This window comes from Paenibacillus sp. FSL M7-0420 (genome assembly GCF_038002345.1).
GTDB lineage: Bacteria > Bacillota > Bacilli > Paenibacillales > Paenibacillaceae > Paenibacillus_AQ.
In genome coordinates this window covers 3759373-3775441 of record NZ_JBBOCJ010000001.1, presented here as the reverse complement: position 1 = coordinate 3775441, position 16069 = coordinate 3759373, and the positions used below count along the sequence as shown (strand labels likewise).

Annotated in this window: 14 protein-coding genes; 10 read left to right on the top strand and 4 right to left on the bottom strand. The window is 53.9% G+C overall.

Going from position 1 to position 16069, the window contains the following annotated elements; all coding sequences use genetic code 11:
* Positions 1 to 50: 50 nt before the first annotated feature.
* The 10 genes from MKX51_RS15920 (at position 51) to MKX51_RS15875 (ending at position 13334) form a co-directional block, all read left to right on the top strand.
* Positions 51 to 1868: a TerB N-terminal domain-containing protein gene (locus MKX51_RS15920; RefSeq protein ID WP_340993105.1), complete on the top strand. Its 1818-nt coding sequence runs from the start codon at positions 51 to 53 to the stop codon at positions 1866 to 1868.
* Between the two features lie 10 nt (positions 1869 to 1878).
* A complete protein-coding gene (locus tag MKX51_RS15915; protein WP_340993104.1) occupies positions 1879 to 3198 on the top strand; it encodes an ATP-binding protein in 1320 nt (439 codons plus the stop codon).
* A complete protein-coding gene (locus MKX51_RS15910; protein WP_340993103.1) occupies positions 3195 to 5396 on the top strand; it encodes a DEAD/DEAH box helicase in 2202 nt (733 codons plus the stop codon). Before MKX51_RS15915 ends, MKX51_RS15910 begins: the two co-directional genes overlap by 4 nt.
* 156 nt (positions 5397 to 5552) lie before the next feature.
* Positions 5553 to 6182, top strand: a complete 630-nt coding sequence (locus MKX51_RS15905) for a hypothetical protein (RefSeq protein ID WP_340993102.1) — start codon at positions 5553 to 5555, stop codon at positions 6180 to 6182.
* 213 nt (positions 6183 to 6395) lie between these two features.
* On the top strand, positions 6396 to 6857 hold the full coding sequence (locus MKX51_RS15900) for a GNAT family N-acetyltransferase (RefSeq protein WP_340940457.1): 462 nt from the start codon (positions 6396 to 6398) through the stop codon (positions 6855 to 6857).
* Positions 6858 to 6950: 93 nt separating this feature from the next.
* Positions 6951 to 8327, top strand: coding sequence for an extracellular solute-binding protein (locus tag MKX51_RS15895; RefSeq protein WP_340993101.1), 1377 nt, complete (start codon positions 6951 to 6953; stop codon positions 8325 to 8327).
* Between the two features lie 195 nt (positions 8328 to 8522).
* Positions 8523 to 9413: a carbohydrate ABC transporter permease gene (locus MKX51_RS15890; RefSeq protein ID WP_340940461.1), complete on the top strand. Its 891-nt coding sequence runs from the start codon at positions 8523 to 8525 to the stop codon at positions 9411 to 9413.
* Between the two features lie 18 nt (positions 9414 to 9431).
* Positions 9432 to 10256, top strand: a complete 825-nt coding sequence (locus MKX51_RS15885; protein WP_340993100.1) for a carbohydrate ABC transporter permease — start codon at positions 9432 to 9434, stop codon at positions 10254 to 10256.
* Between the two features lie 91 nt (positions 10257 to 10347).
* Positions 10348 to 12135: a cache domain-containing sensor histidine kinase gene (locus MKX51_RS15880; protein ID WP_340993099.1), complete on the top strand. Its 1788-nt coding sequence runs from the start codon at positions 10348 to 10350 to the stop codon at positions 12133 to 12135.
* On the top strand, positions 12132 to 13334 hold the full coding sequence (locus MKX51_RS15875) for a response regulator (RefSeq protein ID WP_340993098.1): 1203 nt from the start codon (positions 12132 to 12134) through the stop codon (positions 13332 to 13334). The genes MKX51_RS15880 and MKX51_RS15875 overlap by 4 nt, the downstream gene beginning before the upstream one ends.
* A 371-nt stretch (positions 13335 to 13705) precedes the next feature.
* Here MKX51_RS15875 and MKX51_RS15870 read toward each other — a convergent pair whose 3' ends face one another.
* The 4 genes from MKX51_RS15870 to MKX51_RS15855 form a co-directional block, all read right to left on the bottom strand.
* The gene (locus tag MKX51_RS15870) at positions 13706 to 14074 is read right to left on the bottom strand and encodes a DUF4190 domain-containing protein (RefSeq protein WP_340940467.1); all 369 of its coding nucleotides are present in this window, start codon (positions 14072 to 14074) and stop codon (positions 13706 to 13708) included.
* Positions 14075 to 14104: 30 nt separating this feature from the next.
* Positions 14105 to 14878 carry a GNAT family N-acetyltransferase gene (locus tag MKX51_RS15865; protein WP_340993097.1) on the bottom strand — a complete coding sequence of 258 codons (774 nt, stop codon included), beginning with the start codon at positions 14876 to 14878 and terminating at the stop codon, positions 14105 to 14107.
* Positions 14875 to 15690, bottom strand: coding sequence for a glutamate racemase (gene murI / locus MKX51_RS15860; protein ID WP_340993096.1), 816 nt, complete (start codon positions 15688 to 15690; stop codon positions 14875 to 14877). The genes MKX51_RS15865 and murI overlap by 4 nt, the downstream gene beginning before the upstream one ends.
* 147 nt (positions 15691 to 15837) lie before the next feature.
* A complete protein-coding gene (locus tag MKX51_RS15855; protein WP_200869561.1) occupies positions 15838 to 16008 on the bottom strand; it encodes a hypothetical protein in 171 nt (56 codons plus the stop codon).
* Positions 16009 to 16069 lie beyond the last annotated feature (61 nt).

Sequence of the window (16069 nt, the reverse complement as noted above, 5' to 3'; positions counted from 1 at the left end):
ATATGATATAATGTGAGAATTACCAAGACATACGGGTGGGGCGATGAAGCATGGCTAAAGACAGGCAGGGCCTGCATTTCTCGGAGCTGGTCTGGGAGAGTACGGAGCAGAATGTGGCGATTCCGCCGCGCGGTACTGTAGATGAAGGCAGCCGGAAGCCTAAGTCAGAGCCGGTTAAGAAGACAACGTCCGGTTACGATACAGTCCAGCTTAAGCTCTGGGATATGGAAGAGAGTGTGGAGCCGGTAACCACTACAGAGAGCGAGTTCGTCCAGCGTGCACGTGAGCTTGTAGAACATAAGGAGCCTGCGGCGCTGTTCGTCCCGTTCAAAAGCTATTGGCCCACCTACGGGCATATGACCGGCGCGCAGAGCAGATGGTATTTCTTTTGGCGGGATGAAGTCCGGCAGGGGAGATACCCGAAGACCGATCTCTCATACATCTTCCTGCATATCTATGAGTTGATTAACGGTGTGGGCTGGGACGAGCCTCAGGAGGGCTGCCGTCAGCTCAGTCTGCTGTGGGAGGCCTACCGTGATAGTTACAAACGTCTGGATCAGTACCTTGGCGGGTGGATTGCGGATTTCTCTTTTGTCCATAAGCTGGATATCCCGCTCTCGGAGATTGTAGCCCGTTCGCGCGGTCTAGCCGGGGATCTGGCTGAGCTTGAATTGGTCCGCTGCCTGTCGGCTGCCCCGGAGCAGCTTAGGATCGAGGTGCTGAGTGTGATGTCGGACTATGATATCAGCAAGTCGAAATTCTATACCGGCGAGGGTAAAATCGCTGCGGATCGTTATATTCCCCAGGTTGTAGCCCTAATTGATGCTTATGTCGCGCGGAAGCACGGTTCGAATCTGATCACGATGTTTCCGCCCGCCCCGCCTGTCGTCCGTGAGCGTTATTTGTTCCGCAGCGCGGTATACGATATCTCCCTGTATGGCTATTCTGTTCTTGTGCCTGTTATCCGGGTCAGCAAGTCCCCGCCGCTGCGCAGTCTGATTACCCGGCTGTTCCGGCTGACCGAGAATAAGCTGCGGGCGCTGATGGGCTACCGGGGAAGACTGAAGGATGTCAGGGTCGATGCCGATATGGATGATCTCGTCACCCGGTTCCTGGAGCGTGAATTCCGCAAGGCGGAGCAGGAAGAGAAGGGACCGGCAGTGGTCATTGACCAGCAGAAGCTGGAGCAGCTGGCAAGCGACTCCGAGGTGGTGCGTTCCTTGCTTACGGTGGAAGACACCGGGGGGACGGGTCATGAAGATGTTGCGGAGTGGGGAATTGAGTCGGAAGAAGCACATGGAGAAGCCGGATTGTCTGGTATCGGAAGTAATGCGGACGTGCCTGGGAGAGCGGGATCAGCAGATGTGAAGAGTGATGCAGAAGCACATGGAAGTACCGGATCAGCGGGCGAGAAAAGTGATGCGAACGCGGCTGGGAAAGTTAGGACAATCGATGTGAATAGCGCTGGAGAAAGTGATTCCGATAGTTCTGCAAAAGCTGAAGAGCAAGCGGGCCGGATGGCTGGTGGTGAGCGGATCGAGCGGGGCCATGAAGAGCCTCCAGGGAACCAGCCGTCTGCCGGACAGAAGCTTACCGCTTCCCAGCCTCCTGCCGCTGATAGCGAAGCAGACCACTGGATACTGTTCGCTTCGGAGCTGACTCCGCTGCAACGGGAGGCCGTGCTGACGCTGGCCGAGCAGGACGGTTCTGCGAAGGTGCAGCGGCTGGCTGCGGGAGCAGGAACGATGGCAGAGCTGCTCTACGATGAGATTAATGAGCTGGCAATGGACAGTTTGGGAGACCTCATTATTGACGGGGAAGAGCTGACGGAAGAATGTCTATCCATGCTGGACTATATAAAGAGGTGAAATTCGTAAAATGAACCCACTCAAAATACCGAAGCGGATGACCACCGCGCTCGTCAACTCACTGACAGCGGGAGTTGTACCGCGGATCGGTCTTGAACATATCGCCGTCGGCCGCCGGCCGGAGGTGGAGGCAATTCTCCGCGATATGGACAATATCGCCGATGGCGGAGCTGCCTTCAAGCTGATAACAGGCAAGTTCGGCAGCGGCAAAAGCTTCCTGCTCCAGATCATCCGCAACTATGCGATGGACCGCGACTTCGTGGTTGCCGATGCCGATTTGTCGCCGGAGCGGCGGCTGGTCGGCACGAAGGGACAGGGGCTCGCCACCTACCGCGAGCTGATGAGCCATCTCTCGACCCGGACCCGCCCGGATGGAGGGGCGCTGGAGATTATGCTGCAGAAGTGGATCATGACGCTGCAGCAGGCGGTAATGCAGGATAAGGGCTATGGCCCTGATGCGCCGGAGCTTGGCGATGAGGTCGGGCAGCGCATCTATTCGGTGGCTTCCGAGATGCGCGGGCTGGTGCATGGCTTCGACTTCGCCAAGGTGCTTGCCTCCTACTGGAACGGGCACAAGCTGGCCGATGACGGGCTGAAGCAGGATGCCCTGCGCTGGCTGCGGGGAGAGTTCCCGACCCGCACGGAAGCGCGGAAGGCGCTCGGCGTTGGTGTCATCATCGACGATGACAACTGGTATGACTACATGAAGCTATGGGCGGAATTCACTGGAGCCATTGGCTATAAGGGCCTGCTGCTGTTCATCGATGAAGGGGTGAACCTCTACAAGATTACCAACAGCATCTCGCGGCAGAGCAATTACGAGAAGCTGCTGACCATGTTCAATGATACGATGCAGGGGAAGGCAGAGCGGCTGGGCATCTTCGTTGGCGGTACGCCGCAGTTCGTGGAGGACCACCGGCGCGGTCTGTTCAGCTATGAGGCCCTGCGCTCCCGGCTGGTGGCCGGACGGTATGCAGGCAGCGGACTGAACAACTTCACAGGGCCGATTATCGCGCTGGACATGCTCTCCCACGAAGAGATTCTGATTCTGCTCCAGAAGCTGCGGGATATCCACTCGCTGCACTACGGATATGAAGCAAGACTGACACAGGAGCAGCTGGTGCATTTCATGGAGGAGGCGGTCAACCGGCTGGGAGCTGATGAACTGCTCACCGCACGCGAGGTGGTGCGGGACTTCATGGATCTGCTGCATACCCTGCACCAGCATCCGGAGCTTTCATTCGAGAAGCTGGTCGGGGAGCGGACTTCGCGACCTGCCGAGACGGAGCAGAATGAGCTGGACGGCTTCCTGGCGGAGTTCGACCTATGAGTGATAATCCGTTCTACCGGCTGGCCCCGTTCATCAAGGAATTCATCTACAAGAACCGCTGGGATACGCTGCGCGAGGCGCAGGTCGATGCCTGCCGTGTGCTGTTTGACACGCCGCATCATCTGCTGATCGCTTCAGGAACGGCCTCAGGCAAGACCGAAGCAGCTTTGTTCCCGGCGCTTACGGAGCTGCACCAGCGTCCGTCTGCATCGGTAGGTATTCTATATATCGCGCCGCTGAAGGCGCTGATTAACGACCAGTTCACGCGGCTGAATGATCTGCTGCGTGAAGGGAATATTCCGGTCTGGCACTGGCATGGCGATGTGCCGCAGGCGGACAAGACCAAGCTGATGCAGAACCCTTCAGGGGTGCTGCAGATCACCCCTGAATCGCTGGAGGGCCTGCTGATGAATCGCCCGAATGCGATCCCGGCCCTGTTCCATGATCTGCGCTTCATCGTTATCGATGAAGTTCATGCCTTCATGGGCGCGGACCGCGGCATTCAGGTGCTGAGCCAGCTGGCGCGGATCTCGCGGATGGCGGGCTGTCATCCGCGGCGGGTCGGCCTGTCTGCGACCTTAAGTGACTACGCCTCCGTCACGGAGTGGCTGGCGGCGGGCACGCGTGAGAGCGTGGAGGTCAGCGCACCCCAGGGCGGGCGTAAGCTGCGGCTGAGCGTGGAGCATTTCTCGTTCCCGGATGCGCGGAACGAGGAGGAGGCCGAACACCTGGAGCGGGCGCGACAGGCTTACTATGGCTTCATCTATGATCACACGCATGTGAAGAAGGCGCTCATCTTCACGAATAGCCGCACCGATGCCGAAGAGGCCATTCTGGAGATGCGGCGCATTGCCGCTAAGCGCGGCGAGCGGGATGTCTTCCATGTGCATCATGGAAGCATCTCCGCGATGCTGCGCGAGGAGACCGAGGCCACGCTCCGTGAGGGCGCGGGGCCGGCTGTGGCTGCAGCGACGCTGACGCTGGAGCTGGGGATAGATCTGGGCGAGCTGGAGCGGGTGCTCCAGCTCGGCGCGCCTTACAGCTGCGCGAGCTTCGTGCAGCGGCTGGGCCGCTCGGGCAGGCGCGGGGACGCCGCCTCCGAGATGATCTTCGTCACGCCCGAGGAGGAGGACGAGGAGGCGCAGCTCCCGGCGCGCATGCCGTGGACGCTGCTGCGGGCCATTGCCGTCATCGAGCTGTACGTACGCGAGAAGTGGGTAGAGCCGCTGGCCGTGCGCCAGCTGCCGGTCGGTCTCCTGTATCATCAGACGATGAGCATTCTGAAGAGTATGGGGGAAGCAGAGCCGGAGGAGCTGAAGGAGGCTGTGCTGAGCCTGCCGTCCTTCCGCAGCATCGATCCTGCGGATTATGATGACTTCATGGAATACATGCTGGGTATGGGCCAAATCGAGAAGATGGATGAGGGTAGCCTGCTAATTGGAATGGCTGGCGAGAAGATCGTCAACAACTTCCGCTTCTATGCGGTATTTAAGGACGACGAAGAGCATGTCGTCTATAACGGAACCGAGGAGATCGGGTCCATTACCACCGTTCCGCCTCCGGGCTACTGCTTCACACTGGCAGGCAAGCTATGGAAGGTCGAAGAGGTGGACAACCGCCATAAGGCCGTCTATGTCAAAGGCTCACGCGGTAAAGTGGATACCTTATGGCTCGGCGCAGGCGGAGATGTCCATACCCGAATTATGACGAAGATTCGCGAGGTACTAGGATCTACGGCCTTGTACCCTTACCTTGCACCAAGCGCAGCCGCCAGACTGGAGCGGGCCCGCAGGCTCGCCAAGGAGAGCGGACTGCTGACACGTTCGGTTCTGCCAGCCGGGGGAGACTCCATGTTCATCCTTCCGTGGGCAGGCAGCCGCCAGTTCCGTACGCTGGAGCGCCTGCTCAAGAACAATCTGAAGGAGCCGCTTGGCTTACGCTCGGTCGTGCCGATGGAACCGTATTACATGGTAGTCGCCGGTAAAGTGGATGCAGAGAAGCTGGAGGATGAGATCATCGCCGAGACCGCTGCCGCTACCGATGCACTCACGCTCCTGAAGCCGGATGAAGCCCCTTACCTCGGCAAATACGATGAGTTCATCCCCCATGACCTGCTGCGCAAAGCCTTTTCGCTCGACGGCCTTGATGTCCCTGGACTGATCAGCGTGATCAAACAGTGGAAGCAGCCTCCGGCATAATTAATATAGCGATAGCCAATATGCGGAGATGTATCTCGCTTATTCAACAAGAAGCAGTTGATCCTATCGTGATCAGCTGCTTCTTGTTTAACCACGAAAATTATACAAAGAACTACGGTATAATTAGAAAAATATTATATGGTGGGTGAGGATTCTATGGAAGCAAAAGCGTTAGAGCGTTTACCAGATCCAACAATGTTACAAAAGCTAATGAAAATCCAAGCATCACTGAATATTATTCTTTGTCAGGAGGAATGGCTTCGTTACCATAGCTATGTTCAAGATTGGAATGAGGGTGTTTCTATGGCGAAAATAGATAATGGAGCAGGGGATCATTTATTTATTTTGTTTTCCAATGAAGGCTCCATAATAAAAGGCTTCGATCACGAATCTGAATTAAGCCCATATGCGCAAGATGAACATAAAGTATGGCAAGGGATTTATGATGACGTCCCAAAGGAATTATTATCATTACTTGAAGATGATGCAATTGAAAAAGAAGATGTGACTTTTTGTATTTGGCGTAAAAACAGTGACACTAGCTGGCACAAAGGAAACGTTGAGATTCCAGAAGGTACAAGCGATGGTTCTGATTTTTTATTGGGCTGTATATTCCATACACCAGAGGATTTTGTGGAATTTGCAACAGGTTACTTTGAATTATCCCTATCCTTAGAGGTTGTTGCAAAAATCTACGAGGATCTCCCCATTACGGAAGAGATGATTCATAACTTGAATTCAAGCTGTGATGTAAAGGAAGTTCTTCAAGAATTAGCGTTATTATGAAGCAGCGGAGGGGAAATTTGGAACTGTAGGAGCGGTAGCTACCTCGTAAGCATAAGCTGTCACCGGATTTCAACTCCGAACAGCGGATTAGATGAAGAAATCTGGGGATGGGCAGCGGCCGGAAGTCCAAATGTTCACCGCAGTGACGACCAAGCTTAGAGTTCAATTCCTTAGTGCTTTTTATAAAAATATAAATAGACGAGGTGACTCCATGTGAATTCACTTATAACTGTTAGGCTAGCGTCCATAGCAGATGCTGAGGCACTGTCGGGACTCAATCAAGAGTTCAACCGCGGCGTCCACAGACCCCCGGCCCAAATTATTGAACATCTACATACGAACCGTAACGAATGTATCGCCGTAGCCGAGTTGAACGGTAGCATCGTGGGTTTTGGCTGCGCTCAAAGCCTGTATTCCTTTTGCTATGAGGAGCCCTATGGAGAAATTACAGAACTCTATGTGCAAGATACCGCCCGAAGAAAGGGAGCTGCCAGAGCTATCATTACTTGTCTGGAAGATGAGCTTAGGCTGCGCGGAGTGAGACGGGTCAAGGTATTGACGGGTAGAAGGAACACTGCGGCTATTCGGACCTACGAAGATTGTGGCTATGTGAAAGACGATGAGCAGATGTTAGATAAAGAGCTGACGAATGAAGCCCGCCCAAGCATACCCTAGAAAAAACAAACCTCATTTCTGCAGTTCCCACCTTGCCCGGAAGCGCTCTACGCGATGATAATTAGCTTATCACGACAGAGGGGGCATTAATGAATGGTCAACAGAAAAATGAAGCAAACCGCCACCGTCGCGTTCGCCGCGCTAATGGCAGTAAGCCTTGCCGCATGCGGGAACTCGAACAACAACGCCAATTCCAAGGCTAAGGACACCGCCGCACCGAACGCCGCCACAGGCAGCGGAAATGCCGCTGCAACAGACGCACCGAGCGATAAAAAGGTAACGCTTACCTTCCAGAACATCTACCCCGATCCCGCAACGCCCAATTACAAAATGATCCGTGAACTGACCGACGCGTACATGAAAGAGCATCCCAATGTGAAAATTGAACTGGACACGCTGAACACGGACCAGCAGAAGGTGAAGCTGAAGACACAGGCGGCCTCCAAAGAAGTGCCGGACATCACCATCGTGAACCCGGCAGCACAAATGAAACCGTTCGTCGATGCAGGGTTGTTCGCTCCGCTGAACGATATGCTTGATCAGAATGGCCTGAAGGACACGTACCAGAAGGGCCTCCTCGACTACTACAGCTTCGACAATAACGTGTATGCCATCCCCGACGGCAACAACATTGAAGTCGTCTATTACAATAAAGACCTGTTCGCCCAGGCCGGCATTGCTGCTCCTCCGACTACCTTCGAGGAGATGCTGAAGGATGTGAAGATCCTGAAGGACAAGGGCATCACCCCGCTGGCAATCGGCGAAAAGGATTCCTGGACCGGATCGTTCCTGTTCATGAACATTCTGCTGCGCACTAACGGCGGCCCCGGCTTCCTGCAAGATGTGCTGGACGGCAAAAAGACCTTTGAAGATCCTGCGTTCATCGAAGCAGTTGACGCCTTCCAGGCTCTGGTTCAAGCGGGCGCTTTCCCTGACGGCGCAACCTCTATTGATGCCAATGCGGGCGGGAATATTTTCAAAACAGGCAAAGCTGCCATGTGGTCCATCGGTTCCTGGGAGACCGGCGCCATTGATGCTTCTCCGGTAGCCGGTAAAGTGGGAGCCTTCCAGTTCCCGACGGTGAACGGCAAAGGCGACCCTAACGAATTCATGCTGGCCCCCGGCAGTGCCTTCGCGGTGTCGGCGAACAGCGAGCATCTGCAGGAAACCAAGGACTTCCTCAACTACTTCGGCACCCAGTATCCCAAGAAGCAATTTGAGCTGAAGAACGCTGTAGGGATCGGCCAAAAGGTGGACGGCGACCTCAAGGCTGCCGGTTATTCCGATCTGGCAGTGAACATTGCCGGACTGTTCAACCAAGTGAAGGGCGGCGACCTGGCGTTCGATAACACCATGAACCCTGCAACCGCACAGGTCCACCTCAGCAGCATCCAGAACCTGTTCGTCCAGAAGATGGATTCCAAGGCGGTAGCCAAAGAGCATCAGGCCGCATTTGAAGCCAATAAATAAGCTTAAGTCCTTAGCGGTTCGCCCAATCTAACGCATTCCATGCAATCGTATAGCCGTTCTGCTCGATGCGAAGCCAGCTGATCCAGGCTGCTTCGCATCGGGTTTATCATGCACTTTTTAAAGTTAATAGCATTAATCATTAATGATATAAATCAGTAGATAAAGAAGAATCTGCTTGATTAGGAGGCGGGAAAGATGAAAGTCCTTAAGGTGCCGGCACGCACAATCGCCGTCTTCATACTGCCATGTCTGCTGCTCTATGTGTGCCTGGTATTCGTTCCCATACTGGTCTCATTATATACCGGCTTATTGAAGTGGGACGGTCTAACGACCTCTCAGTTCGTCGGCTTCGGCAACTTCAAGAATATGTTCTGGAATGACCCGGTGTTCTGGCCCTCTGTGCGGAGAACGCTGCTGTACGCCGTGGCTTCCATGCTGGAAATCCCGCTCTGTCTGGGGATGGCGATCCTGCTGAACCGTTATCTGCGCAGAGCCAACACACTGGTGTCGATCTACTTCACGCCGGTCATCTTATCAGTCGTTATTATTGGACAACTCTGGAAGACCATCTATAACCCTACTTCGATGGGGGGCATGCTGAACGGTGTGCTGGTGTCCCTGGGGCTGGAGAGCTGGACGCATAACTGGCTGACCGAGCCTAATATCGCCATGTATTCTCTGTATCTGGTGTCCCTGTGGCAGTATTTCGGCTACCATCTGCTGATCCAATATACCGGGGTGCAGAACATTCCCGACGAGCTGTACGAAGCGGCCAGAATTGACGGGGCTGACGGCTTCAAGGCGGATCGTTACATTACGCTTCCGCTGATCATTCCGATTTTCAAAATATCGATTATTCTGGCGTTCATCGGGTCCCTGCAAGCCTTCGATCTGGTCATGGTCATGACTGGCGGCGGTCCGGCGCATGCCACGGATGTCATCTCCACCCATATGTATAACAGCTCCTTCTTGTCCTTCAAATATGGCTACGGCAGCGCGATTGCGACCTTCCTCGTGGTGGTCTGTCTCATTTTTACCGGCATCATCAACATGATCTTCAACAGGCTTGAGCGAAAATTCGAATAGGAAAGGAGTGCGCGGACCATGCGTATGCTTAAAAAAGGAATCGTGTATCTTCTTTTTGCCATTCCTGTCATTACCCAGCTCTACCCGCTGCTGTGGCTCCTGTTATATTCCTTGAAGACCAATGAGGAGATTCTGGACGGGAGCTTCTTTTCTTTACCGCGAAAATTGCAGTGGCACAACTACTACGAGGCTTACACCTCGGGCAGTTATCTGAAGTACCTGTCGAACAGCGTGTTCGTTACCGCGCTTACGATGATTTGTGTCATTCTGCTGGCTTCGATGGCGGCCTATGCGATCTCCCGGTTCCGGTGGAAATACGGCAATGCCGTGATGACCATTTTCCTGATGGGGATGATGATTCCGATGCAGGCCACACTGCTGCCGCTGATGATTATTTTCAAAAATATGCATATTCTCAACACCCACTGGTCGCTGATTCTGCCGTACATCGCGTTCTCGACGCCCATCGCTGTGTTCATATTGAGCGGCTTCATGAGAGCCATTCCACATGAGATCGAAGAATCGGCATTCATCGACGGGGCGAGCGTGTACCGGATCTTCCGCAGCATTATCCTGCCGGTGTCGATTCCGCCTGTCATGACCGTATGTATTTTAACCTTCATCAACATCTGGAACGAGTACATCCTGGCCGCCACGTTCATCTCGTCAGAGAAGCTCAAAACCCTTCCATTCGGGGTCTATACCTTCGTGAGCCAGTATTCGGTCAACTACGGGAATATCGGGGCCTTCCTGGTGATGGGCGCGCTGCCGGTCATTCTGATCTACTTCTTCCTGTCGAATCAGATTACCAAAGGGATGGTGGCCGGAGCGGTTAAGGGGTAGGGTAAGGTGTGCTGAATTCCCTCATTGCATAAAAATGGATAAGTTTTATAATAGGAAACGGCAGAACAGGGTGCGTAAAGGGGAGAGTCCTATGAAGCTCGGCTTTCATTCCATTCATCATCGGTTGTTCTTGCTGTTTCTTTTTTGCATGTCCAGTATTCTGCTTATTGTCAGCCTGCTGTACTATAACCGGACTACAGACCAATTGCATGAGAAGATCGGTGATTTGTCGCAAAAAAACGTCGCCCAGAGCGCAGGCCTATTCACGCTTCTCTATAAGGGGTATGACGCCTTGTCCAAGTCACTCAGCAATAACTTCGAGATGATCCGCTTAATTAATGAGAAGACGGACGGGCCGGCGGTGGCCTATATCAATGAGCAGACGGTGACGAATATCATCGGCTCGATTTTTTATTCGCGGGATGATCTGGTGGGCATCCATGTGATCACGGACCGCGGCAAGATCTACAACTATGGCAACTATATGAATGTGGTCGATCCGAATTATAGGCAGGAGGACTGGTACCGGCAATTGCAGGCTTCCTCGGGCAAAATGGTCTGGCTCGGGGTGTACCCGCACTCCCTGATCGACCAGGTGGAGGACAGTCCGGTCTTCGCCTTCGGGCGGCAGCTCTATGACCTGAATGAGCATAAGCCGATAGGCATCGTGCTGTATGAGACGGACCCGCAGCCGGTGCTGGACGCGCTGGAGAATCTGAAGCTGGGTGAGCACAGTCAGGTCTACCTGATGTCCCCGGATGGACGGTTTGTCACCTCGGCCACAGATCCGCAGCCGGACGCTGCCCGTCTGCCTAAGCTCCCCGCTTCGGAGCATGTGATGGTTCAGCAGGAGCGCGGCCAACTGGTTGTGGCGTCTAAGCTGTCTTTCTCGGGCTGGTGGGTGATGAGTATTACGCCGGACAAGGATCTGAATGTGGAGCTGGTGGAGATGAAGCGTTATCTCTTGATCGTGATCTCGGCGCTGATCCTGGTCTCCACACTAATTGCTTCCATCGTATCGCAGACCATCTCTTCGCCGCTGAAGAAGCTGATCCGCGAGATGCGGCAGGTAGAGGTGGGGAATTTCCGCGGCATGGTCAAGGTCTCCTCGTATCAGGAGATTAACATTCTGGTCGCTTCCTTCAACCGGATGGTCCGGCGGATCGAGGAGCTGATTGAACGGGTCAAGCTGTCCTCGGTCAGCGAAAAGAATGCGGAGCTGCATGCCCTGCAGTCTCAGGTGAACCCGCATTTCCTCTACAATACGCTGGATATGATCTACTGGATGCTGGATGAAGAGGGTAATGAACAGCTTGGTGAGCTGGTGCTGTCGCTGTCATCTATGTTCCGTTACAGCAGCCAGTGGGAGGACGGGGCAGATGTAAGCCTGAGTGAGGAGCTGGAGCAGATCGGGCATTACCTGAAGATTATCTCGATCCGTCTGGAGGGCCGCCTCGTAATTGTGACAGATATTGATGAACGCTGGTTGAACATAAGAGTACCGAAGATGACGGTGCAGCCGGTCATTGAGAATGCGGTCAAGCATGGACTGGAGCCGCTCTCGCGTCAGGGGATTCTTAAGGTATACACCCGGCAAGAGAGCGACCACCTTGAGCTAATCGTGGAGGATAACGGAGACGGAATGAATAGGGAGCAGCTTGCAAGGCTACAGAAGTCGCTGAATGTGGATAGTCCGGATAGTTCGGGCTCCAGTGGCAGAGAAGGCGGCAAAAGCGGGATCGGACTCCAGAACCTGCACCGCCGCCTGCGGTTCATGTTCGGGGAGGGATATGGTCTGCAGATTCAGAGCTTCCCCGGTGAGGGGACGCAGGTGGCGATCGTGCTGCCTATTCCAGTGGGAGGAGAGATGCCGGGATGAATATTCTTATAGCCGATGATGAACGGGCCATCCGTGAAGGGATCAAGCGCACGATTAAGCAGATTAGTGCGGAGCATCAGGTGTTCGTAGCCGACCGGGCGGAGGAAGCGGTGAAGATCCTGGAGGAGCAGCATATCCATATCGTGCTGACGGATATTCTGATGCCGGGCATGAACGGGCTGGAATTCATGAAAATCTCGAAGCGCCGGTATCCGTACGTGAAATGGATTGTCATCTCTGCCCACAGCGAATTCTCCTACGCCCAGGAAGCTGTCCGGCTGGGTGCGCGCGACTATCTGCTGAAGCCGATCGGCAAGCATAAGCTGACCGAGCTGATCGACAGCCTGACAAGCGAAATCCAGCAGGATAACCAGCTCTCGCGGCAAGGCGAGCGGCTGAAGGCCAGTCTGCGGTTCCTGCGCGAGGGGGTTTTTCAGCGGCTGGCCTCCGGGCTGGATATCGGGAATCTGGACATCGACGCGTTCATTGAAGATTATCACTCCTTCTATCTGGTGATGGTTCAGCTGGAGGCGGGGGATCAGAGCGCCCGGCTGGAGCATTTCATTGTCGAGAATGTTCTCTCCGAGCTGATCGAGCGGTATGGGCGGGGCTTCGTGGTCAACTATGACCGGCAGAATCTGCTGGGCCTGATCACACCGGGCGAGAGTGTACGGGTAGAGCAGTTCCAGGAGGAGGTGAAGACGCATCTGACGCATTATTTGAAAATCCCTTTTCAGATCATCTATTCCGGGCTGAGCTGTGACTTCCATACGGTGCCGCAGATCGTGAAGCGGATGCGGGAAGCTTCAGCCTTCCAGGGGCCGCCTCTTGAGCCGCTCAAGGGGAGTGGAGAGAAGGCGATTGAAGTCGCGCTGCACTACATTAAGGAGCATTTCTACGAGGAGCTGTCGCTGGAGCGAATCGCTTCGGTGGTGTTCCTGAATCCGGCGTATTTCAGCCAGCTGTTCAAGCAGAAGACAGGGCAGGGGTACAAGGACTATGTCACCTCGCTGCGGCTGGAGCAGGCGAAGCTATTACTGCTGAATCCGGGGCTGAAGCTGGCCGATATCGCGGAGCGGGTAGGATACCAGGACATGCGCCATTTTACCCAAATGTTCCGCAAGAAATACAACCTTACCCCGACGGAGTACCGCCAGCAGGAAAGCATCAGCATTCTTAGGAGCAAGGGTACTCTGTGATGCAGAGTTGTACAATGGGGCTGGTCCGGTTATCGAAACCGGTGTCAGCCCACATCCGCCACCCAATCACCTCGGCCACCCCGTTTACCCCGTCCAGCCCGCCGGAAAATAGGTGGATAAACGTAATTTAATAAGACGAGAATCTCACTTTCCAGCCAAGCAGTTGGAAAAAATCCACCTAATTCAGCTGAAAGTATGAGATTTACGGAAATGCACAGAATTAGTTGCTATAAATCCACTTACGGTCAATCTACAAGCAATCGCATGGTTAATAAGTGTTGAAAATCCAATTAATGTCCCTAAGTGGTTCTGCGCTACCTATCACTTACATGAGATTAGCGATAAACACACACATTAAAGCGCCATCCGGTCTAGACTAAGAGACTATCAGCAATGATCAAGTTATACGCCGCAGCAGTGTAGGCATGATTAAATAACAGAATAGTTAAAACAAACATTATGATGAGAATGGTGTAAATAAAGGTGGAGGCTATTCCGCAGACCAGCCCGGCGATCGCCAATCCACGGCCTTGTTCATAGCTGTAACGGATCTCTCTGAAGGCAAGTGTAGCCAGAATGATTGCGGTAATACCGAAGATGATGCCGACGTAAGGTATTACGATGGAGAGAATACCCAATACCAGTGCTGCAACAGCTTTGCTATTCATCCGTTCCAGCGGGGGCTTCGGATATTGCCCGAAATGATCCTGTTCTCCGTAAGGCGGAGGTTGATAGTTCATGTTCATAGGTTGCCTCCTTCATCTTTAGTGTCAATAATTAACCCAGTGCTCCAGCGTAACAGCGCGGGTAAGGCCGATAGATTCGGCCAGACGGATGGAGGCGGGATTGTTCTCCAGCACCTGATATCTTGGAAGGTAGCCCTTTTGCAGGGTGTGGAAGACTGCTGTACGGACTACGCGCTGTGCCAATCCCCGCTGTCTAGCAGCTTCTATGGTACGCACACCGCCAATCTCCCAGATTCGCTCCTCATTGCGGTACACCATACAAGTACTGAGTGGCGTATCCCCGTCAAATAACGTCACAGCGAACGCCCCGTCTGCAAAATACTGCGTGATCTCCTCTAGCGAATAATCATTCGCCATCCACAGCGGCAGCAGCCGTTCATCGATAGCTTCACTGACTGTGCAGGCCTCATCTGCGCTGAACCTCTGGCCTTCGGCCGAAGAATAAGAGTAGAGACTACGGACCCGCCGCAGTGCGAAATACGGTTCCAGCGCCTGACGGTACGCATCCTCCTGAAGCTTGAAGACCAGATTGGCGTCCCGCGGCAACCGCTTCAGCAGGGCAGGGAAGACCTCGGGGCTGCTGTAATCCATCAGCACAACGGTGTCAGCCTCCGGGTAGGTCCGGTGATCATAGCCGAAGGTGGCGGCAGGCATAAGCAGCAGCACACCCCACTCCTCCTGTTGTTCAATCAGCACGCTGTCGATCTGTGCATGATAAGCCGTCATCATTTTGAGAAGCGTAACATTCTTCAGCGGATTCCGGCGTAATCTTTCCATTATGGCTGTATAGTGACTCATGCGGGATCACTCCTTTTGCTAAGATTCATAGATTGTTCAATGTCATCCAGACGCTGGAACAGACGTTTATATTCAGATAACATTGCGGGATCATCTACCGGGACACTGGACCTGTAAAAAAGGATATCGCCCGTCCCCTCGTTGATCCGGCCCCCCGCTTCAAGGAGCTGTTTCAAATGTCTGGCGGTTCCGAGACTGCCCGAGATGAAGTCAACCGTATCCGGGAATATCTTCCGCAGGCTTCCCTCGAAGTAGGGGAAATGGGTACATCCAAGAACCACTGTGCTGTACCGCTTAAGGTCCAAGTGGGCCAGCTCACTTTTCAGATAGGGAATAATTCTCTCTTCGTCAAAATCAAAATGCTCCGCAAACCGAACCAGCCCGGGCAGCGGCAGACTGTCTACAATCTCCCCGTGATCGATACGGTGCACCAAATCATGATACTTCTTCTCCTGCAGCGTTAAGCGGGTGGCGAGTACCAGCACCTTCTTCTGCTTGCCCTCCGATTGTTCAACCGCAGGCTTCACGGCCGGCTCGATCCCGAGGACCGGGAAGTCATACCGCTGCCGCAGCTCTTCGATCACAATGCTGGTGGCTGTGTTACAAGCGACAACCAACGCTTTGATATGCTGCCGGGCCATGAATTCCACCGCTTGCAGGATGTATTCCCTGACTTCGTCTTTCGTCTTCTCCCCATAGGGCACATGGTCGGTATCTGCATAGAAGAGGTAGTCCTCTTGCGGCAGGAGCTTAAGCGCCTGATGAAGCACGGTTAACCCGCCAATTCCGGAGTCAAAAAATCCAATTCGCATATGTCCACTCTTTCCGTCATTATTAATAGGATTCTATTATTCTATCATTAGACTTATTGTAGAACTATAGCGCATGGACAAAAGACCGGACTTCCGCCTCTGTTGCCGGAGGGAGAAGCCTGGTCTGCGGGCAGAGCAAACCGGAAATCAGCTCTCGTTCTTGGTCACCCCGTTAAGGCTCGGCACGACATCTGCCGCTTTATCAGGAGTTACCATCTGGGGGATTTCGCTGATGCTGGCGTGGTTCTGCTGGTTGTTTTTTGAATCGGCACGGTTATCTGCACGGTCATGCTTCGGGTCCGCACTATTCTTGGGCATACTGTTCACCTCCGTCTCTGTGGGTTAGTATGAGATAGTGGTTTGTATTTTATTCCAGTGG

Excerpts from the sequence above, each read along its gene's own strand:
- MKX51_RS15920 (WP_340993105.1), top strand. The coding sequence starts at position 51 with ATGGCTAAAGACAGGCAGGGCCTGCATTTCTCGGAGCTGGTCTGGGAG.
- MKX51_RS15915 (WP_340993104.1), top strand. The coding sequence starts at position 1,879 with ATGAACCCACTCAAAATACCGAAGCGGATGACCACCGCGCTCGTCAAC.
- MKX51_RS15910 (WP_340993103.1), top strand. The coding sequence starts at position 3,195 with ATGAGTGATAATCCGTTCTACCGGCTGGCCCCGTTCATCAAGGAATTC.
- MKX51_RS15905 (WP_340993102.1), top strand. The coding sequence starts at position 5,553 with ATGGAAGCAAAAGCGTTAGAGCGTTTACCAGATCCAACAATGTTACAA.
- MKX51_RS15895 (WP_340993101.1), top strand. The coding sequence starts at position 6,951 with ATGGTCAACAGAAAAATGAAGCAAACCGCCACCGTCGCGTTCGCCGCG.
- MKX51_RS15890 (WP_340940461.1), top strand. The coding sequence starts at position 8,523 with ATGAAAGTCCTTAAGGTGCCGGCACGCACAATCGCCGTCTTCATACTG.
- MKX51_RS15885 (WP_340993100.1), top strand. The coding sequence starts at position 9,432 with ATGCGTATGCTTAAAAAAGGAATCGTGTATCTTCTTTTTGCCATTCCT.
- MKX51_RS15880 (WP_340993099.1), top strand. The coding sequence starts at position 10,348 with ATGAAGCTCGGCTTTCATTCCATTCATCATCGGTTGTTCTTGCTGTTT.
- MKX51_RS15875 (WP_340993098.1), top strand. The coding sequence starts at position 12,132 with ATGAATATTCTTATAGCCGATGATGAACGGGCCATCCGTGAAGGGATC.
- MKX51_RS15870 (WP_340940467.1), bottom strand. The coding sequence starts at position 14,074 with ATGAACTATCAACCTCCGCCTTACGGAGAACAGGATCATTTCGGGCAA.
- MKX51_RS15865 (WP_340993097.1), bottom strand. The coding sequence starts at position 14,878 with ATGAGTCACTATACAGCCATAATGGAAAGATTACGCCGGAATCCGCTG.
- murI (WP_340993096.1), bottom strand. The coding sequence starts at position 15,690 with ATGCGAATTGGATTTTTTGACTCCGGAATTGGCGGGTTAACCGTGCTT.
- MKX51_RS15855 (WP_200869561.1), bottom strand. The coding sequence starts at position 16,008 with ATGCCCAAGAATAGTGCGGACCCGAAGCATGACCGTGCAGATAACCGT.